This window comes from Neglectibacter caecimuris, assembly GCF_034335015.1.
Lineage (GTDB): Bacteria > Bacillota > Clostridia > Oscillospirales > Acutalibacteraceae > Acutalibacter > Acutalibacter caecimuris_A.
Map to the genome: position 1 here is coordinate 137,661 of NZ_JAWXXK010000003.1, position 16,788 is coordinate 154,448.

The 16,788-nt window shown below is 56.5% G+C and carries 17 protein-coding genes and 1 pseudogene; 1 reads left to right on the forward strand and 17 read right to left on the reverse strand.

Annotated features, from left to right (window positions below):
* Window positions 1–10 precede the first annotated feature (10 nt).
* On the forward strand, window positions 11–964 hold the full coding sequence (locus tag U8T64_RS03810; protein WP_322181111.1) for an NAD(P)-dependent oxidoreductase: 954 nt from the start codon (window positions 11–13) through the stop codon (window positions 962–964).
* A 91-nt stretch (window positions 965–1,055) separates the two neighbouring features.
* On the opposite strand, the gene leuS is transcribed toward U8T64_RS03810, so the two are convergent.
* From leuS to rnc, 17 genes and pseudogenes are all read right to left on the reverse strand, one after another.
* Window positions 1,056–3,473, reverse strand: a complete 2,418-nt coding sequence (gene leuS / locus U8T64_RS03815; protein WP_322181113.1) for a leucine--tRNA ligase — start codon at window positions 3,471–3,473, stop codon at window positions 1,056–1,058.
* Between the two features lie 42 nt (window positions 3,474–3,515).
* Window positions 3,516–4,103 (reverse strand): GNAT family N-acetyltransferase, encoded by a 588-nt coding sequence (locus U8T64_RS03820; protein WP_322181115.1) that lies wholly within the window; start codon window positions 4,101–4,103, stop codon window positions 3,516–3,518.
* Window positions 4,104–4,120: 17 nt separating this feature from the next.
* Window positions 4,121–4,477, reverse strand: a complete 357-nt coding sequence (gene rsfS, locus U8T64_RS03825) for a ribosome silencing factor (protein WP_322181117.1) — start codon at window positions 4,475–4,477, stop codon at window positions 4,121–4,123.
* A gap of 7 nt (window positions 4,478–4,484) precedes the next feature.
* Window positions 4,485–5,075, reverse strand: coding sequence for a bis(5'-nucleosyl)-tetraphosphatase (symmetrical) YqeK (yqeK, locus tag U8T64_RS03830; protein WP_322181119.1), 591 nt, complete (start codon window positions 5,073–5,075; stop codon window positions 4,485–4,487).
* A complete protein-coding gene (nadD, locus tag U8T64_RS03835; protein ID WP_322181121.1) occupies window positions 5,072–5,689 on the reverse strand; it encodes a nicotinate (nicotinamide) nucleotide adenylyltransferase in 618 nt (205 codons plus the stop codon). Before nadD ends, yqeK begins: the two co-directional genes overlap by 4 nt.
* A 468-nt stretch (window positions 5,690–6,157) precedes the next feature.
* Window positions 6,158–6,685 (reverse strand): zeta toxin family protein, encoded by a 528-nt coding sequence (locus U8T64_RS03840; RefSeq protein WP_322181123.1) that lies wholly within the window; start codon window positions 6,683–6,685, stop codon window positions 6,158–6,160.
* Entirely contained in the window at window positions 6,666–6,971 is a 306-nt protein-coding gene (locus U8T64_RS03845; protein WP_322181125.1) for a hypothetical protein, read from the reverse strand. Before U8T64_RS03845 ends, U8T64_RS03840 begins: the two co-directional genes overlap by 20 nt.
* Before the next feature lie 13 nt (window positions 6,972–6,984).
* Window positions 6,985–7,281, reverse strand: a complete 297-nt coding sequence (locus U8T64_RS03850) for a YhbY family RNA-binding protein (protein WP_322181126.1) — start codon at window positions 7,279–7,281, stop codon at window positions 6,985–6,987.
* 20 nt (window positions 7,282–7,301) lie between these two features.
* Entirely contained in the window at window positions 7,302–7,778 is a 477-nt protein-coding gene (locus U8T64_RS03855; RefSeq protein ID WP_322181128.1) for a GNAT family N-acetyltransferase, read from the reverse strand.
* Between the two features lie 58 nt (window positions 7,779–7,836).
* Entirely contained in the window at window positions 7,837–8,295 is a 459-nt protein-coding gene (locus U8T64_RS03860; protein WP_322181130.1) for a DUF3795 domain-containing protein, read from the reverse strand.
* 37 nt (window positions 8,296–8,332) lie between these two features.
* On the reverse strand, window positions 8,333–8,497 hold the full coding sequence (locus U8T64_RS03865; RefSeq protein ID WP_322181132.1) for a cupin domain-containing protein: 165 nt from the start codon (window positions 8,495–8,497) through the stop codon (window positions 8,333–8,335).
* Window positions 8,498–8,714: 217 nt separating this feature from the next.
* Window positions 8,715–9,293: an RdgB/HAM1 family non-canonical purine NTP pyrophosphatase gene (rdgB, locus tag U8T64_RS03870; protein ID WP_322181134.1), complete on the reverse strand. Its 579-nt coding sequence runs from the start codon at window positions 9,291–9,293 to the stop codon at window positions 8,715–8,717.
* 312 nt (window positions 9,294–9,605) lie between these two features.
* Window positions 9,606–10,508 (reverse strand): annotated as a pseudogene (gene ftsY, locus U8T64_RS03875) (signal recognition particle-docking protein FtsY); the annotation flags it as partial.
* A 38-nt stretch (window positions 10,509–10,546) separates the two neighbouring features.
* Entirely contained in the window at window positions 10,547–11,179 is a 633-nt protein-coding gene (locus tag U8T64_RS03880; protein WP_322181136.1) for a GyrI-like domain-containing protein, read from the reverse strand.
* Between the two features lie 333 nt (window positions 11,180–11,512).
* Window positions 11,513–15,076: a chromosome segregation protein SMC gene (gene smc, locus U8T64_RS03885; RefSeq protein WP_322181138.1), complete on the reverse strand. Its 3,564-nt coding sequence runs from the start codon at window positions 15,074–15,076 to the stop codon at window positions 11,513–11,515.
* Entirely contained in the window at window positions 15,073–16,101 is a 1,029-nt protein-coding gene (locus U8T64_RS03890) for an elongator complex protein 3 (RefSeq protein ID WP_322181139.1), read from the reverse strand. Before U8T64_RS03890 ends, smc begins: the two co-directional genes overlap by 4 nt.
* Window positions 16,098–16,778, reverse strand: coding sequence for a ribonuclease III (gene rnc, locus U8T64_RS03895; RefSeq protein ID WP_322181141.1), 681 nt, complete (start codon window positions 16,776–16,778; stop codon window positions 16,098–16,100). Before rnc ends, U8T64_RS03890 begins: the two co-directional genes overlap by 4 nt.
* Between the last annotated feature and the right edge of the window lie 10 nt (window positions 16,779–16,788).

Consider the following 16,788-nt stretch of genomic DNA (forward strand, 5'->3'; position numbering starts at 1 on the left):
AGAGCATTCCATGAAAATCGTATTGGCGGAACCTCTGGGCATCAGTCCGAAGCTGCTGGAGCAGTATGCAGGAGACATCCGTGCGCTGGGCCATGAGTTCATTTCTTATTCCGCAAGGCCGGAAAGCACCGCGGAGCTTTGCCGCCGGGTAGAGGACGCGGACGCCGTTCTGCTGGCAAACATGCACTTTCCCGCTGAGGCGATCCATGCTGGAAAGAGGCTTCGGTATCTGGATATCGCCTTTACCGGGGTGGACCATGTGGAGCTGGACGCCTGTAAGGAAAAAGGGATCGCCGTTTCCAATGCCTCCGGCTATTCCGATATTGCCGTGGCCGAGCTTGCCTTCGGCCTGATGCTCGCCCTGTCCCGGCGGCTTTTTCCCTGCGACTGTGCCGCCCGCCGGGAAGGCACCAAGGAAGGCCTGATCGGCACAGAGCTTTTCGGCAAGACCCTGGGGGTGGTGGGCGCCGGAAAAATTGGCACGGCGGTGATCCGCATCGCGTTGGCCTTCGGCATGAAGGTGCTGGCCCACAGCCGCACGGCAAAGCTGGAGCTGGAGCAGCTGGGGGTAACCTTTCTCCCTCTGGAAAATCTGATGGAGCAAAGCGATATTGTGAGCATTCATGTGCCGCAGAACAGCCGCACCCTGAACCTTATCAGCCGGGAGCAGCTGGAGCGCATGAAGCCCACCGCCATGCTGATAAACACCGCCCGGGGGCCCATTGTGGACAATGCCGCCCTGGCGGAGCTGTTGCAAGAGGGCAGGATCGCCGCCGCAGGGATCGATGTATTTGAAATGGAACCGCCGATTCCGAAGGACCACCCCCTGACCGCCGCGCCCAATACTATTCTGACGCCCCATGTGGCCTTTGCCACCCGGGAAGCCTTGGAGCGCCGGGCGGCCATCGTCTTTGACAACCTGAAGAGCTGGCTTTCCGGTACCGTGAAAAATCAGGTTTGCTGAACCCCCTGACAGCTTCTCATAGAAACAAAAGATCCGCCCTTCGGAGAGCTATCTCCCGAAGGACGGATCCTTTGTTTTTCTCTTTGCGTAATTACTTTACCACCAAATTGACCAGTTTGCCGGGAACGCAGATTTCCTTCACGATCGTCTTTCCAGCGATCTCGGCGGCAATTTTTCCATCGGCCTTTGCCGCGGCAAGGAGTTCTTCCTTGCCGCTGTCGGCGGAAACCGTCAAGCGGGAACGAACCTTACCGCAGACCTGTACCACGATCTCCACCGTATCTTCCTTACATTTGGCTTCGTCATACTTCGGCCAGGGCTGCTGGGCCACCAAGGCAGCCCCGTCCTCTCCCAGGCCGCAGAGCTGCCACATTTCCTCTGTGACATGAGGCGCAAAGGGATTTAACAGCAGAGTAAAGAGCTTCAGCTCTTCCCTGGTGATATCACCCTTTTCCGAGATGGCGTTCAGCAGGGTCATAAGCGCCGCGATGGCGGTGTTGAACTTCAGGGTCTCGGTATCCTCCCCCACCTTCTTGATGGTTTTGTGGAAGATGGCTTCCAGCTCCGGGCGAAGGCCCTTTTCCTGAGACAGGCAGCTCTGCAAATTCCAGTACCGCTCCACAAACCGGCGGCAGCCCTTGACTCCGGCGCTGCTCCAGGGGGCGGCCTTTTCAAAATCGCCTACAAACATTTCGTAAAGACGCATGGTGTCTGCGCCGTATTCGTTGACAATATCATCGGGGTTTATCACATTGCCCCGGGACTTGCTCATTTTCTGGTTATCCTCACCCAGAATCATGCCGTGGCTGGTGCGCTTGGCATAGGGCTCCGGCGTGGGCACATAGCCCTGGTCATACAGGAATTTATGCCAGAAACGGCTGTACAGCAGGTGCAGGGTGGTGTGCTCCATGCCGCCGTTGTACCAATCGATGGGAGACCAATACTCCAGCGCCTCTTTGGAAGCAAAGGCTTCCCTGTTATGGGGATCCATATACCGCAGGAAATACCAGGAGGAACCGGCCCACTGGGGCATGGTGTCCGTTTCCCGCTGAGCGGGGCCGCCGCAGTGGGGGCAGGTGGTGTTCACCCAGTCCGTCATTTTGGAAAGGGGAGATTCTCCGTTATCTGTGGGCTCGTAGGAATCCACCTGGGGCAGGGTCAGGGGCAGCTCGCTTTCCGGCAAGGGCTGCCAGCCGCATTTCTCACAGTAGACCATGGGAATAGGCTCGCCCCAATACCGCTGGCGGGAGAACACCCAGTCGCGAAGCTTATAATTGACCTTGGCATGGCCGATGCTCTTTTCCTCCAAAAATTCCGTGATCCGCTTTTTCGCTTCCTCTACGGAAAGGCCGTCGAGGATCCCGGAATTCACCATGATTCCGGTTTCGCAGTCGGTAAAGGCGGCCTCCTGCACATTGCCGCCCTGCACCACCTCGATGATGGGCAGATCAAATTTCTTGGCAAAATCCCAGTCTCTGGTATCGTGGGCGGGCACCGCCATAATGGCCCCGGTGCCATAGGAAACCAGCACATAATCGGAAATGAAAATGGGAATCTCCCGGCCGTTTACCGGGTTTGTGGCTGTAACGCCCTGGAGCTTTACACCGGTTTTTTCCTTTGCCATTTCCGTGCGCTCAAAATCGGATTTTTTTGCCGCCGCCTGCTGGTATTCCCGCACGGCGTCTATGTTCTGAAGCTTGTCCGCCCATTTTTCAATATAGGGGTGCTCCGGAGAAATGACCATATAGGTGGCGCCGTACAGGGTATCGGGACGGGTGGTATAGATGGTCAGCGTGTCTCCGGCGCTGGTGGTAAAATCCACCTCCGCGCCGGTGGAGCGGCCGATCCAGTTTTTCTGCTGGGTTTTGACCCGCTCGGGGTAATCCACCAGCTCCAGATCGTCGATGAGCCGCTGGGCGTATTCGGTGATCTTCAGCATCCACTGGCTTTTCACCTTGTGAACCACCTCGCTGCCGCAGCGCTCACACACGCCGTTTACCACTTCCTCGTTGGCCAGCACGCATTTGCAGGAGGTGCACCAGTTCACGTTCATTTCCTTTTTATAGGCAAGCCCCGCCTTGTAGAGCTGCAAAAAGATCCACTGGGTCCATTTGTAATACTCCGGGTCGGTGGTGGCGACCTCCCGGCTCCAGTCGAAGGAAATGCCGAGAGACTGGATCTGCTCCTTGAAATGAGCAATATTCTTCGCGGTAATCTCCGCCGGGTGCACATGGTTCTTGATGGCATAGTTTTCAGCGGGCAGGCCGAAGGCGTCCCAGCCGATGGGGTACAGCACGTTATAGCCCTGCATCCGCCGCTTTCTGGCCACTACGTCCAATGCGGTGTAGGGCCTGGGGTGGCCCACATGCAGGCCCTGCCCGGAGGGATAGGGGAACTCGATCAGCGCGTAATATTTCGGCTTATCAGAGCCGTTTTCCGCATGGAAAACGCCTGCTTCCTCCCATCTTTTCTGCCATTTGGGTTCAACGCTTTTGTGGTCGTACTTCATGCTTCATCTTCCTTTTTTCTCCCTTACAAAGCAAAACGCCTCTCAGGGGTTATTTCTCTGTATTTCTCCGGCAGTGCCAGAATTCAGGGGCTTAACCATCAGCAAAAAATCCGCAAAGCTTCCGTCTGCATATTTCAGCGCGCAGGGAACGACACCGGTTTCCTTGAATCCCAGCTTTTGATACAGCGCAATGGCCGGGGTATTGGCAGAAACCACTTCCAGTTCCGCCTGCTCATATCCGGCAACGGCAGCAGCCTTCAAAAGCTCCTCCAGCAGCACCGTGCCGATCCCGATTCCGCAAAATTTCTGATACAGGGTGATGTCCACGGTACACCGATGGCGCAGGCGGCGTTGGAAGCCGCTCCCATATACAATGGCAACACCCGCAAGTTCGCCCTCCACCTCTGCCATCAGCCGAAGCTGACACGGGGAAGCGTTCCAGCGTTCAATCCGCTCCGCCTGTTCCTCTATTGTCTGGGTGATATCCTCCGGCCCTACAATCAGGTAGGGCGTTTCGCCGCTGGATTCCCTTTGGTAGCGGACAATGCGCTCCGCATCTTCTGCTTTCGGGCGGCGGATCAAACAGATTTTTCCGTTTTTCAGAACGAATTCCCTCTGGCTGTATTCCATGCAGTGCTCCTTTCTGTTTACTCCAGTGTCTCTTCTTCCCAATCCACCTTGCTACCGTCCACCCACAGGCGGTCCAGATCGTAAAAGTCCCGGGCCTCCTGAGTGAACACATGTACTACCACGCTGCCGTAATCCAGCAGGACCCAGGAATTGGAGCGGTAGCCTTCCACACGGGCGGGGGCCGCGCCCTCGGCCTTCAGCTTTTCCTCCAGCTCGTCCGAAAGGGAGCGCACGTGGGTGGAGCTCCCGCCGCTGGCGATGACGAAATAATCCGCCAGGCTGGAAATATCCTCAATTTTTATAACATTGATCTGCTCCGCTTTCTTGTTATCCAGGATCGCGGCTGTCTTTTTTGCCAATTCCAAGCTGGTCATAGCTTTGTTATTCTTCCTTTCCTGTTTCCTTTTCCCGCAGTGCCAGCACCGCGTCGTTATATGCTTCGATAGAGCCGCCTCCCAGGGGCAGCCGCTGTTCCATTTTTTCCTGTACGGTAAAGGCGATGCCCTCGATGATAGCTTCCTCCAGGCTGGATTTCGCCAGCTTTCGCATTTCCTTCACGCCGGGATAGTCCCGATCCTCGGAAATATAGTCTGCCACAAAAAGCACCTTGTCAAGCAGCGCCATGTCCTTTTTTCCGCTGGTATGGCAGGCGATGGCGGAAAGCACCTCCCGGTCGGAAACGCCCAGCACATGCTCGCAGTAGGCGGCGCCGGAAAGAGAATGCCACAGCTTTGGGTTTTGAAGCTCAGACTCGCTGAGTATTATACCAAAGTCCCGCAGAATTTTCAACTGCTCTTCCTTCGGCGTATCCTTCATAATATCGTGCAGGATCCCGGCGATGCGGGCCTTTTCCTCCTCTGCCCCATACCGCTTCGCCAGCCGTGCCGCCTCTTTGGCCACGCACTTGCTGTGAAAATATCTTTGGGGTGTAAGATGCTTCTTTACTTCCGCTTCATACTCTTTGTAGGTCAAGCTTCTCCCTCCCTGTACAGTCTGTGTTCCGCGATATATCGCTCGATCTCCTTCGGCACAAGGCGGGAAAGATCTTTTCCTTCTGCGGTCAGACGCCGGATTTCCGTGGAGGAGGCGGGGAAATACGGAATGTTCTCCACACGGCAGCTTGCGCCAAACTGCCGCTCCAATTCCCGCTTTTTCTCCACCAGCTTTTGAAACCCCGCCTCGCTTCTGGGAGAGGCGCACACCACCGCCAGGGAAAAAATCGCTTCCGGGCGGTACCAGTGATCTATGGTAAGAAACATATCCTCCCCCATCAGCAGGTAAAGCTCGTCCGCCGGAAACTGAGCTTTTAGGACCTCCAGCGTGTCCGCCGTGTAGCTTTTGCCCTCCCGCCGCAGCTCCAGCTCAGAAACCTCCACAGGGGCCTCCGTGACCTCCCTTGCCGCCAGCGCGCACATGGCAGTCCGGTCCTCACCGCTGGCCAAGGCATGGGCTTGCTTGTGCGGCGGCGTATGGGCGGGGATCAGCAGCACCCGGTCAAGCGAAAGCCGCCGGATAAATTCCCGCAGGATATGAAGATGCCCCAAATGAATGGGGTTAAACGTACCGCCGTAAATGCCAAGCTTCATGTTTGGGACTCCTTCCAGAAATTAGTAATTAGTTATTAGTTGTTAGTTGTTAGTTGTTAGAGAAGAACACTCTCGCCGTGGATCTCCGATAAATTATAGGTAACCTCTAAAAACTCATTGTTCCGATAAAACGATTTAGAAAAATCGGCCTTTTACAGGATTTACAAGTGCATTTTTCTGAGTTTTTAGAGACTCCCTATAGTTTAGCGCCCTTAGGCTCCACTTACGCGAGTAAGGGGAGCTGTCAGCCGAAGGCTGACTGAGGGGATTGAAACTAGCGGCTTTATCCCACTTTCTGCGTGTGACTATCCCTTCCACCGCCGTTCGGCGGTCCCCCTCCCCTTGTAAACAAGGGGAGGCTTTCGCACCGTGCACTCGCCCGCTAAATTCCAATTTATCGAGCTCTGTCCTTGCCCTTCCTGATTGCTCACTGCTCATTCCTAATTGCCCTTCTCTAACGACTAACAACTAACTTCTAACAACTAATTGTTCGATCTGTTCCGCCGCTTCTTCCAGGCTCAGCTCCTGGGTCAAAATCGTTTCTGTGAGATCGGGCAGCAGGTCTCTTCCCACCCACCAGCGGCGCATTTCCGCTTCGCCGAAATCGTTTCGGTTCGGCTTGGTTTCATGCCTGCGCAGGGTTTCCTCGAAGGGCAGATCGTAATAGTAGGCGAAGATATTGCTTTTCCCATACAGCTCCACAGCGGCCCGGAATAGGCCCTTGTACGCTTCAGCGGGCAAAATTCCCTCCAGAATGGTGATTTCCGAATGCAGGCTGCCGTATTTCAACAGCTCGATCATCAGGGGCTCCGATTTTTCCACGCCCTCTTTCCCCCGAGTGTGCAGGATCTCCATACGCACCATGTCGTGGGAGATCCGCATGGTATTGGGGCCGAATTTTTCCTGCAGGAGCTTTGAAAGGGCAGTTTTTCCGCTTCCGGAATTTCCCCGGAGAAGGATCAGCTTTTTCCCCGGTTTATTCTTCTCCCCCGGCATAGTAAAGCACCTCCTTTCCAAGAGATTCCGCAAATTCTATTTCGCTTTTCGTGGAGCTGCCAATATAGCCGTTTACATTGACGACGAACACCGCGTCGGACAGCCTGATCTTTTCCCGGTGCATGGCGTTCAGCGTGGACAGTTCTTCCTCCGTGTAGGCATTTTCTCCCCGCCTTACAGGGTAAATGGGCGCCAGCACACAATTTCCCCGCAGCTCCAGCTTTTCGGCGGCTTCCAGCATTTCCTGCTGAAACCGCAGGCTGCCGCATATGGTAATAATCTTCATCGTTTGTCTTCCTTTACCTCGGCAGCACGATTTTCGGGTCCTTTTTCTTTCTGCGGTACAGCACGAACCGGGAACCGATGACCTGTACCACCTGGCTTTCGGTTTTTTCCGCCAGCTCCTCCGCCGCTTCTCTGGAAGAAACAGGAGAGGTGTCCGGCAGTACCCGGCCCTTGATGAGCTCCCGTTTTTCCAAAGCAGAATCCGCCTGCTTCACGATCTCCGGCCCCATGCCGGACTTTCCCACCATCAAAATGGTGTCTTCCTTTACCGCTAAGGAGCGCAAATACGCCCGTTGTTTACTGGTTAACATAATTCAGCAATCCTTTCTCTTCACAGCTTTAACACGCTGACAATCTCTTCCCCGCACATCTCACCGTTTTCCGCGAAGCCGGCCTTTTCGTACAGAGCCTTCGCCCGCTGATTTTCCGGCTCGTAGGAAAGCCAGCAATATTCCGCCGGGCCGCAGGGGAACGTCCGCAGATAATCAATGCACAGTGCCAGCGCCTGTTTCCCCAGGCCCTGTCCTTGATGAGCCTGATCGATCATAAACCGCCAAAGGCAATAATTCCCCTCGGCAACGGGAGGGTCGTCCTCATCGCCTAACGAGCCATAACCGAACATGACAAAGCCCACCGGTTTTTGGTTTACATAAATTCCAAAAGGCTGGGCTACGTATCCGGAAGCGATGGTGGCGTAAGCTTCCAAAATACTCCCATCGTTGGGCGCTACAAACTCCGCCTGCTCCGGCAAGACCTTCAAGGCAAGAAGCTCCCACAAATTGCTGAGGTCTACTTTTCTCAGTTCCATCCTGTTCTCCTTCTGAGCCCGCTCCATACAGAGAGCGGGCGTATTCAGTTTACATAATTCATTTATCTCTCCGCCGGTAGCAGACGATCTCAGGATCAGAGCCGTTTTCGCCGTATTCGCAGACCAGCAGATAGTTTTCATCGGCGGTGAGGCCATAGCAGCGTTCGCTATTCGGCTTTTCCAGCTGAGCGCCCAGATAGATCCGCTTATCGTCCCACAGTTTTGCTTTCTGCCCGCCGGGCAGAGTGTACTCCAAATTGATATAATGGCCGGGCAGGGCGGTCAAATCTGTCACCCTTGGCATATCCTTGATCCCAAGGTCGTTGAATTCCTGAATGAGCCGCTCTTTTCTGTGGCAGGCGCCGTCAAAATAATGACAGCTTTCACAGTCGTTTCCAGTATGGGAGCTGGCACAGGCATAGATCACGCATTTTCCCTGACCGCCGACTTCCTCACAACCCGGGCAGGTCTCCTTTCCGGGGCAATCGTTACAATCTAATCCGCAAATGGTTTTCATGGGTTCCTCCGCTTTTTAAGTTTACATAACTTTAGATTCATTCTTCCTTTTGGTAGGCAGCTCCAAAATGGATCGGCGGCGCCGTCACGGAAAGATAGACAAACCCCTCCCCGCTGTTGTTGGAAAGTCCATGGATCTCGCGCTCGGCAAACCGCACCACATCACCGGCCCGAAAATCCTTTTCCTCCCCTTCCCGAAGCAAAAAGCGTGCCGCAGCCCTTCAGCGCGTACCACGCCTGCTCTGAAGACTCATGGGCATGCCTCGGCTGGCTTGCGCCCGGCTCCACATGTACCTCTGTGACCGTCACTCTTGTACTGGAGGAATTATCCGGGTTCAACAGCTGCCTGGACACGACTCCCGGATTTGACATACTGCGGATACTTTCCTTCGCAATAAACTCCATGTTGCCCGCTTCCCTTCATACTTCACTATGGTCCTTCAAATATTCCCGCACCTTCTTCTCAAATTCCAAAAAGGCAAAGCCCCGGTGACTGCGGGCGTCCTTTTCCTCATCGCTCATTTCCCCGAAGGTACGGCCCTCCTGCTCGAAAATGGAGTCGTAGCCAAAGCCGTTTTCTCCCCGGGATCCAAAGGCAATGGTACCAAAGCACTTCCCTTCCGCGTCGATCCGGTCTCCATTGGGAAACACCGCGCACACGGCGCTTACAAAGTGAGCGCCCCGCTGTTCTACGGGCACCCCCTCCAGCTTTTGAAGCAAGGTCAGCCGGCGCTTGCCGGGTTCGGCAAACCGGGCGGAATAAATGCCCGGCGCGCCGTCCAGAAAATCCACGCACAGGCCGGAATCGTCCGCCACAGCGGGAAGCCCCGTCTCCTTACAGGCCGCCTCCGCCTTGAGAAAGGCGTTTTCTCCGAAGGTTTTTCCCGTTTCCTCCGGCTCGGAAATCTCCGCCGTAACTACCTCGATTCCCATGGGCTCCAGCAGCCGCCGGAATTCCACCACCTTGCCCGGATTGTGCGTTGCGATCACAAATTTCATGTTTCCTCTCTCCTTCCCGGGATCCCTTTACCGATTTTCCACCGTAAGCAAAAGATTTCTCACCAAACGCTGGTCATCCCGGTCCAGCGCTCTGTCGTCCCGCCAGTGGGTAAGCTCCGGCAGCAGCTCCTGAACGCTTTCTCCCTTGTCCAGCCGCTCCATCAGTTCCTCCGCAAACGCCCGGAACCGCTTGTGCTTTTCTTCCTCGCTTTCTTCCGGCGCTTCTTCAGGAATCACGGGGGGCGCTTCTTGGGGAAGAGCCTCCGGCTGTGAAGCCGCTGCCGCTTCCTCCTGGGGCAAAACCTCTCCGGTATCGAACAGGGCGCTTGTAAAGGCGGCGGCGTCAAAGGGCTGCAGGTCGTCCACCTGCTCCCCTACGCCGATGAATTTTACAGAAAGGCCCAGATCCTTCTTGATGGGAAGCACCACACCGCCCTTGGGCGTGCCGTCCAGCTTTGTCAGCACGATGCCGGTGATCCCCGCGGCGCTTTGAAATTCTCTGGCCTGGTTCACCGCGTTCTGGCCCGTGGCGGCGTCCAGCACCAAAAGCGTTTCCCGGTCGCACCCCGGCAGCTCCCGGTCAATGATCCGGGAAATCTTCGCCAGCTCGTCCATGAGGTTTTTCTTATTGTGCAGCCGCCCGGCAGTATCGCAGATCACCACATCGCAGCCCCTTGCCTTGGCGGCGGAGATGGTATCGAATACCACGGCGGCGGGGTCGGCCCCTTCCCCGTGCTTGATCAGGGGCACCTCCGCCCGCTGGGCCCATACCTCCAGCTGCTCGATGGCGGCGGCACGGAAGGTGTCGGCAGCCCCCAGGATCACGGATTTCCCTTCCGCCTTCAGCCGGGCGGCCAGCTTGCCGATGGTGGTGGTTTTGCCCACGCCGTTGACCCCTATGACCAGGATCACAGAAGGCCTTGTGGAAAGGTGCAGGGCATCGTCTCCGCTGAGCAGCTCCTGCACGGTCTCCTGCAGCTCCGCCATGATCTGGGCAGGATCGGTGATCCCCTTTTCCTTGATCTTTTTCCGCAGCTCCCCGGTGATGAAGACCGAGGTCTCCACCCCCACGTCTCCCATGACCAGCAGCTCTTCCAGCTCTTCAAACAGCTCCTCGTCGATTTTGGTGAAGGAATTCACCATCTGGGTGATCTGCCCGCTGATGTTGTCTCTTGTTTTTTTCAGGCCGTCCCGGATTTTTTCAAAAAAGCCCATACTCTGCCGCCTTTCTTAATTTTGAACAGGTAATATCGTTAGCCTTGCCTGATGGGGTGACGAATGACAGTTCTCCACTTCTCAGGCGGTACCTTACGCGCGTCTGACAGATATATCTCGTGGTGAAGCCGCAGGGCACTGAGATCGTTTTCGTATCCATGCTCCTTCAAATAGGCGTCCATCTTCGCAACGCTGGCGGGCTCCTCGTCAAAGGGCCCCAGGTGCATCATTTGTACACAAAGCCCTTCCTCCACAGTAAAAAATTCCGCCGCCGAACAATCCAGCTTTTTCTTTTTTGCGGCCGTTCCCACCGCCCACTGGAAGTCCTTCTCTGTGACAAACTCCGGCAGCCGGATCACGGAGATCCAGTGAAATTGATCTTTTTTGCGATAATCTACGTCCTTCCCGTCTTCCTGCCGCCAAAAGCCCTCCAGCGGCGGAACCACGTAGTCGAAAAAACCTTCCATGGAATAGCCGGACTTCGGACTCATTTTCAGCGTATAGGCAACCGCGTATAACACGCTGATCGCCTGCTGATAAGCGCCCCCCTCTTCATTGGGATCTCCCTGCCCCCGCACGGCGATATAGCTTGCCCTGGGAACCGTAACGATCTCAGGACGATCCTTCGGCTGATAAAATTCCTTTAGCTCCTTCTTAAAATCAAACGCCATAATGATTTTTCCTTTCCCAGCTCGGGGATTCTTTGTTTTTTCTCTAATAGCTAACAACTTGTTCTTCAAAAAATTATAGTTTAGTACATAGTTCCCCCGCCCCCCACTGTCATTCTGAGCCGTAGGCGAAGAATCTCGCCCTTAATTCTTGGTAAAAGGTCAAGGACGAGATTCTTCACTTCGTTCAGAATGACAGATAGAAAGTATGCGGTTCGCCGCCAAATTCCAATTTACTGAACTCTTCCCTTGCTCTTCCTAATTGCTCATTCCTAATTGCTCATTCCTAATTGCTCATTGCTAATTGCCCTTCTCTAACAAGTAACGACTCACAACTTACGTCCCAAACTCCGCCGCTTCCTCGGTTTTCAAAGCCAGGAGCTTGGAAATACCCTCATCCTGCATGGTCACGCCGTAGAGCATATCGCTGCCTTCCATGGTGCCCCGGCGGTGGGTGATGGCAATAAATTGGGAGTTTCCGCTCATTCTGCGTAAGTATTGGGCAAAGCGGTTCACATTCACATCGTCCAGCGCCGCTTCGATTTCGTCCAGCACGCAGAAGGGCGGTGGATTGACCCGCATGATGGCGAAGTAGATGGAAATGGCCACCAGTGCCTTTTCTCCGCCGGAAAGGGATTCGATATGGGTGACGATCTTTCCGGGCGGGTGCACCTTGATCTCAATGCCGGAGCGCAGTACGTCCTCCGCGTCGGTGAAGGAAAGCTCCGCCGCGCCGCCGCCGAACAGCTCCCGGAAAATGGAGCCGAAATGGGAGTTGATTTCCGCGAACCGCAGGGTAAACTGCTCCCGCATATGCTTTGTCAGGTCATCGATGAGGGAAAGCAGCTCCGCTTTGGATTTTTCCACATCGCCGATCTGTGTTTTCAAGAACTCGTACCGCTCTGACACTTCCTTATATTCCACCACGGCTCCGACGTTCACCACGCCCAACGCGCGGATCCTGTTTTTCAGGTCTGCCAGGGTGCGCTGGGCAGAAGCCAGGTCTTCAATCTTTGCGCCCACCTCTTCGGCCTCCCGGCGGGTCAGCTCGTATTCCTCCCACAGCCGGGTCAGAATGGTGTCGTATTCCTTTTGCAAGCTGTCGGAGCGCTCCTGAAGCCTGGCAAGCTCGTGGCCGATATTTTCCCGCTCCAGGCCGATCTCCCGTTCCTTCGTGCGCAGTTCTCCGGCCTCTTTTTCCAGCGCGGCACGTTTTTCCGCAATGGCCGTGATGCTCTGCCGCTTTTCTTCGGCCCCCCGGCGAAGAGCCTGGGCCTTTTCCTGACAGTCCCCGATCTGCCGCTCCAGTTCCGCCGTGCGCTGCTGCAAGGCCTCGATCTCCAGGCGGAGCTTTTCCGCTGTTCCGACGGAATCCAGCTTTCTGGCCCGCAGGCCTTCGATGGCGGTCTCCAGGGCCTCTTTATCCTTTTGGGCGGAAAATTCGCTTAGGCGGATCTCCTGAATGGTACGGGAAATATCGTCGCACCGAGCCATTTGCTCTTCTCTGTCTCCGGTGAGCTTGCTGCTTTCCGCCTCGGCCTCCTCGGCCTGGCGGGTCAGCTCCTGTATGGTCGCAAGGGCAGCTTTTTCCTGGCTTTCCAGCTCCCGGAGCCGCCCGGCGGAATCGGTTTTTTCCCGCTCCAAGCCGGAAATTTCCTCCCGCACAGCTTCCAGCTCCCGCTGGTTTCTGGAGCATTCCGCCGCGATCTTGATGCGCTCCTCCTGCCGCCCGATCAGCTCGCCCTTTGCCGCCTCCAGCTCGGCTTCGCCGGAGGAAAGCTCTGTTTGCCTCTCCTTCCAAGCCGTCTGGGCCTCTTCGGCCTTTTTTTGCAGGGCGGCGGCCTTTTCCCGCACCCGCTGAATCTCCGAGGCGCGGCTTAAAAGACCGGAATTCTTGGCCCGGGAACCGCCGGTCAAGGAACCGCCGGCGTTTACCACCTGGCCGTCCAGGCTGACGATGCGGAACCGGTATTTCGTCCGCTTGGCAATGGCGACGGCGCTGTCCAGATCCTCCGCCACCGCTACCCGGCCCAACAGAGAATCCCGAATGCCGTCATACTTTGCCTCGCAGCCGCACAGCCGGGAAGCAATGCCTACAAAGCCCGGCATTTCCTCCATTTCCTTTTCTTCCAGCACATTGCCCCGAATAGTGGTAAGGGGCAAAAAGGTGGCCCGGCCCAGATCCCGCTGCTTTAACAGGTTAATGGCGCTTTTGGCGTCCTGCTCCGTTTCCACCACAATGTTTTGCATGGCCCCGCCCAGGGCGGTTTCCAGCGCCACGGCGTATTCCCCCGGCACCTTCAAAATGCGGGAGACCGGGCCGCAGATACCGGAAAGGATCCCCCGGCCAGCCTCCTTCATTACAGCCTTTACGCTTTGGGCAAAGCCCTCCAGGTTTCGCTCCAGATCCTCCAGAAGCCGGGCCCGGCGCAGCTGCTCATTGGCGTCCAGGGTCAGCTTATCCCAGCCCTCCTTGGCTTCCATGGCTTTTTTTCGCCGGGTCTCCAGCCTGAGCTCGTACCCCTTTACGGTGTTTTCCCCGGCGGCAATGGCGGCCTCGGTATCTTCCAGCATCTGCCGCAGCTCCTCCGCTTCCTTTTGGGCGGCGGCTTCCTTCTCCCGGGCCTTTTGAACGCCTTCCTCCACCGCGCCGCTCCGCAGGCGGATCTCCGCCATGGAGGACTGGGTGGAGGAAAGCCGAACGCGCTCTTCCGAAAGAGTGGAGTTTCGCTGGGCCGCCTCCACAGCGGCCTGCTCGATTTGCCGGGTAGCCTCGTCCGCTCCCTGGCGCAGCTGTTCCAGCCGCTCTGTATAGGAAACCAGCTTGTCGCGGCTTTCTTCGATCCTTTGGGCCTTTTCCTCCAATTCCTGCCGCTTCCCGGCGATTTCCCGGTCGATGGCCTCATCGGATTCCTTCGCTTCGCCGATCTGCTCCTCCAGCCGCTCCATATCCCGGCGGTCGTGCTCGATATCGTTTTTCAAAAGGTCGATCTCACCCTCGGTGCGCACAGCCTGTTCGTCCAGCGCCGCCGCTTCCCCGCGCACCTGCTCCATCTCTCCGGTGCAGCCGCCCGTTTCCCGGAAATTCTCTTCGATCCGGGCGGAGATCTTCTCCACTTCCCCTTCGATCTCCTCGTGCCTTGCTTTTGCCAGGGCGATTTTTTCCTCGTGCTCCCGCAGGGTTTTTCCGGAGCGGTTCAGGGTTTCCAGCCAAATGCCGATCTCCAGACCCTTCTTTTCCTCATCGTAGGCAATAAATTTTTCCGCCTTTTCCGCCTGAATGCGCAGGGGCTCTACCCGTTCCTCCAACTCGCCCAGAATATCCCGGAGGCGCACCAGGTTTTCCTCGGCCTTCTGAAGCCTGCGCTCCGATTCCTCCTTGCGGTAGCGGTAGCGGGAAATGCCCGCCGCCTCCTCGAAAATCTCCCGGCGGTCCTCGGACCGGGCGGCTACAATGCTGTCGATCTTGCCCTGCCCTATGATGGAATAGCCGTCTCGTCCCAGGCCCGTATCCATAAACAGCTCGTTTACGTCCCGCAGGCGCACCGAGGCCTTGTTGATGAGATACTCGCTTTCCCCGGAGCGGTAATACCGCCGGGTGACCGCCACCGTATCATCGTCAAAGGGCAGCCGCCTGTCTCCGTTATCGATGGTCAGCGTGACCTCCGCGTAGCCCATGGCCTTTCGCATGGGAGTGCCGCCGAAGATCACGTCCTCCATTTTAGAGCATCGCAGGGAACGGACAGACTGTTCCCCCAGCACCCACCGAATGGCGTCGCTGATATTGCTTTTTCCGCTGCCGTTGGGCCCCACCACCGAGGTGACCCCCTGCTCAAAGGACAGGGTGGTTTTATCCGGGAAGGTCTTAAACCCCTGCAGCTCCAAAGATTTCAGTATCATATGCTCTCTCCCGTTCTCTGTTCACTTGATCCCTTTTCTATGAGAAACCCATTCCGTTCTACACTGCCGTCTTGACAAAAGATAACACCATATCCCCTGTTTTTCAAATGCTCCACATTGCTTTTCTTCTCCCCCAAGGCCACGGAAATGCTTTTGGGGTGCACCCTTACCGTATATTCTCCCGGCTGGACTGCGGAAAGCTCCCCCATCAGCCGCTCCAAAAACATTCTGCTGAGCACAAGCTCCCGGAAAGCCGGGTGGTAAGGCCCCGCCAGTATTTTTTCCTGCATTTCCCGCTCCGCGTGAAGACCCATACGGATCACCCGCACGCCCGCGCCCTCCAGCAGGGGCAGCAGCCGGGCGCAAAGCCTTACCGCTTCCTCCAGGGTCTGGGGCCGGTATTCCCCCGCTTGATACAGCTGGGCAAGCCAGGTGCCGGGCAGCACCACGGTGGGATAGATCCGGGCGGTATCCGCCCCCATGACAATAAAGCTTTCGGCCGTCGCCAAAGCGGTTTCCTCCGTATCGCCATAGAGCCCGATCATCATTTGCAGGCCAAGCTCCATGCCGAATTCCCGGATCAGCCCCGCCGCCTCCTCCGTTTGAGCGGCGGTATGGCCCCTGCGGTTCAGCCGCAGCACCCTGTCGTCCATGGACTGGGCCCCCAACTCCACGGCCTTCACATCGTACCGGGCAAGAAGCTCCAGGGTTTCCCGGTCGATAGCGTCCGGCCTGGTGGAACAGCGGATCCCCTGAAAGCCATAGTTCTTGACCGCTTCCCGTGCCGCTTCCAGCAGCGGCACCATCACTTCTCTGGGAATGGCGGTAAAGCTGCCGCCGAAAAAGGCGAGCTGTGTTTCCTGTACCTTATCTCCAAGCTCTTTTGCCGCCCGCCGGGAGGTTTCCAGCACCTCCTGGGGCGCGGGCTGCTTCGCGCCGCCTGTAATGGCGTTCTGATCGCAGAAGCTGCACCGCCGGGGACAGCCCAGGTGGGGCACGAAAAAAGCCAGATTGGAATGCTTCAATAGCCCATCAGCTCCAATGCTTCCCGGGCGGCCTGCTGCTCCGCTTCCTTTTTGCTTCGCCCGCCGCCCTTGCCGATCACATTGCTGTTCAGGTGGACCTCCACCACAAAATGCTTGTTGTGATCCGGCCCGCTTTCCCCGGTCACCACATATTCCAGATGCTCCTCCGGGTTTTGCTGAATGATCTCCTGCAAATTGGTTTTATAGTCCTTAAAAGGCTTGGTGTTTTGAGATTTTGCCGCCGGGGCGATAAAGCGCAGAACGAATTTCTTCGCCTCCTCCAGGCTGCCGCTGTCCCGATAAATGGCGGCCACGGTGGATTCAAACACGTCCGCCAGAATACTGGGGCGTTCCCTGCCGCCGGAATTCATTTCCCCATGGCTCAGCCGCAGGAAGCTTCCGATCTGCAGCTCCTTGGAAAAGCCGCATAGAGATCGCTCGCATACCAGAGAAGCTCTGGTTTTTGTCAGCTCTCCCTCCGGCAGCTGGGGAAAATGGGAAAACAGATATTCCGCCGTCAAAAAGCCCAGCACGGAATCTCCTAAAAATTCCAGGCGCTCGTAGCTTCTGCACTTTTTTTCATTGGCATAGGAGGAATGGGTCAGCGCTGTTTCCAGCAGCGTTCTGTCCCGAAACCGGTAGCCGATCAGGGCTTCATATTCTTCCAGAGGCCTCATACCCACAGCT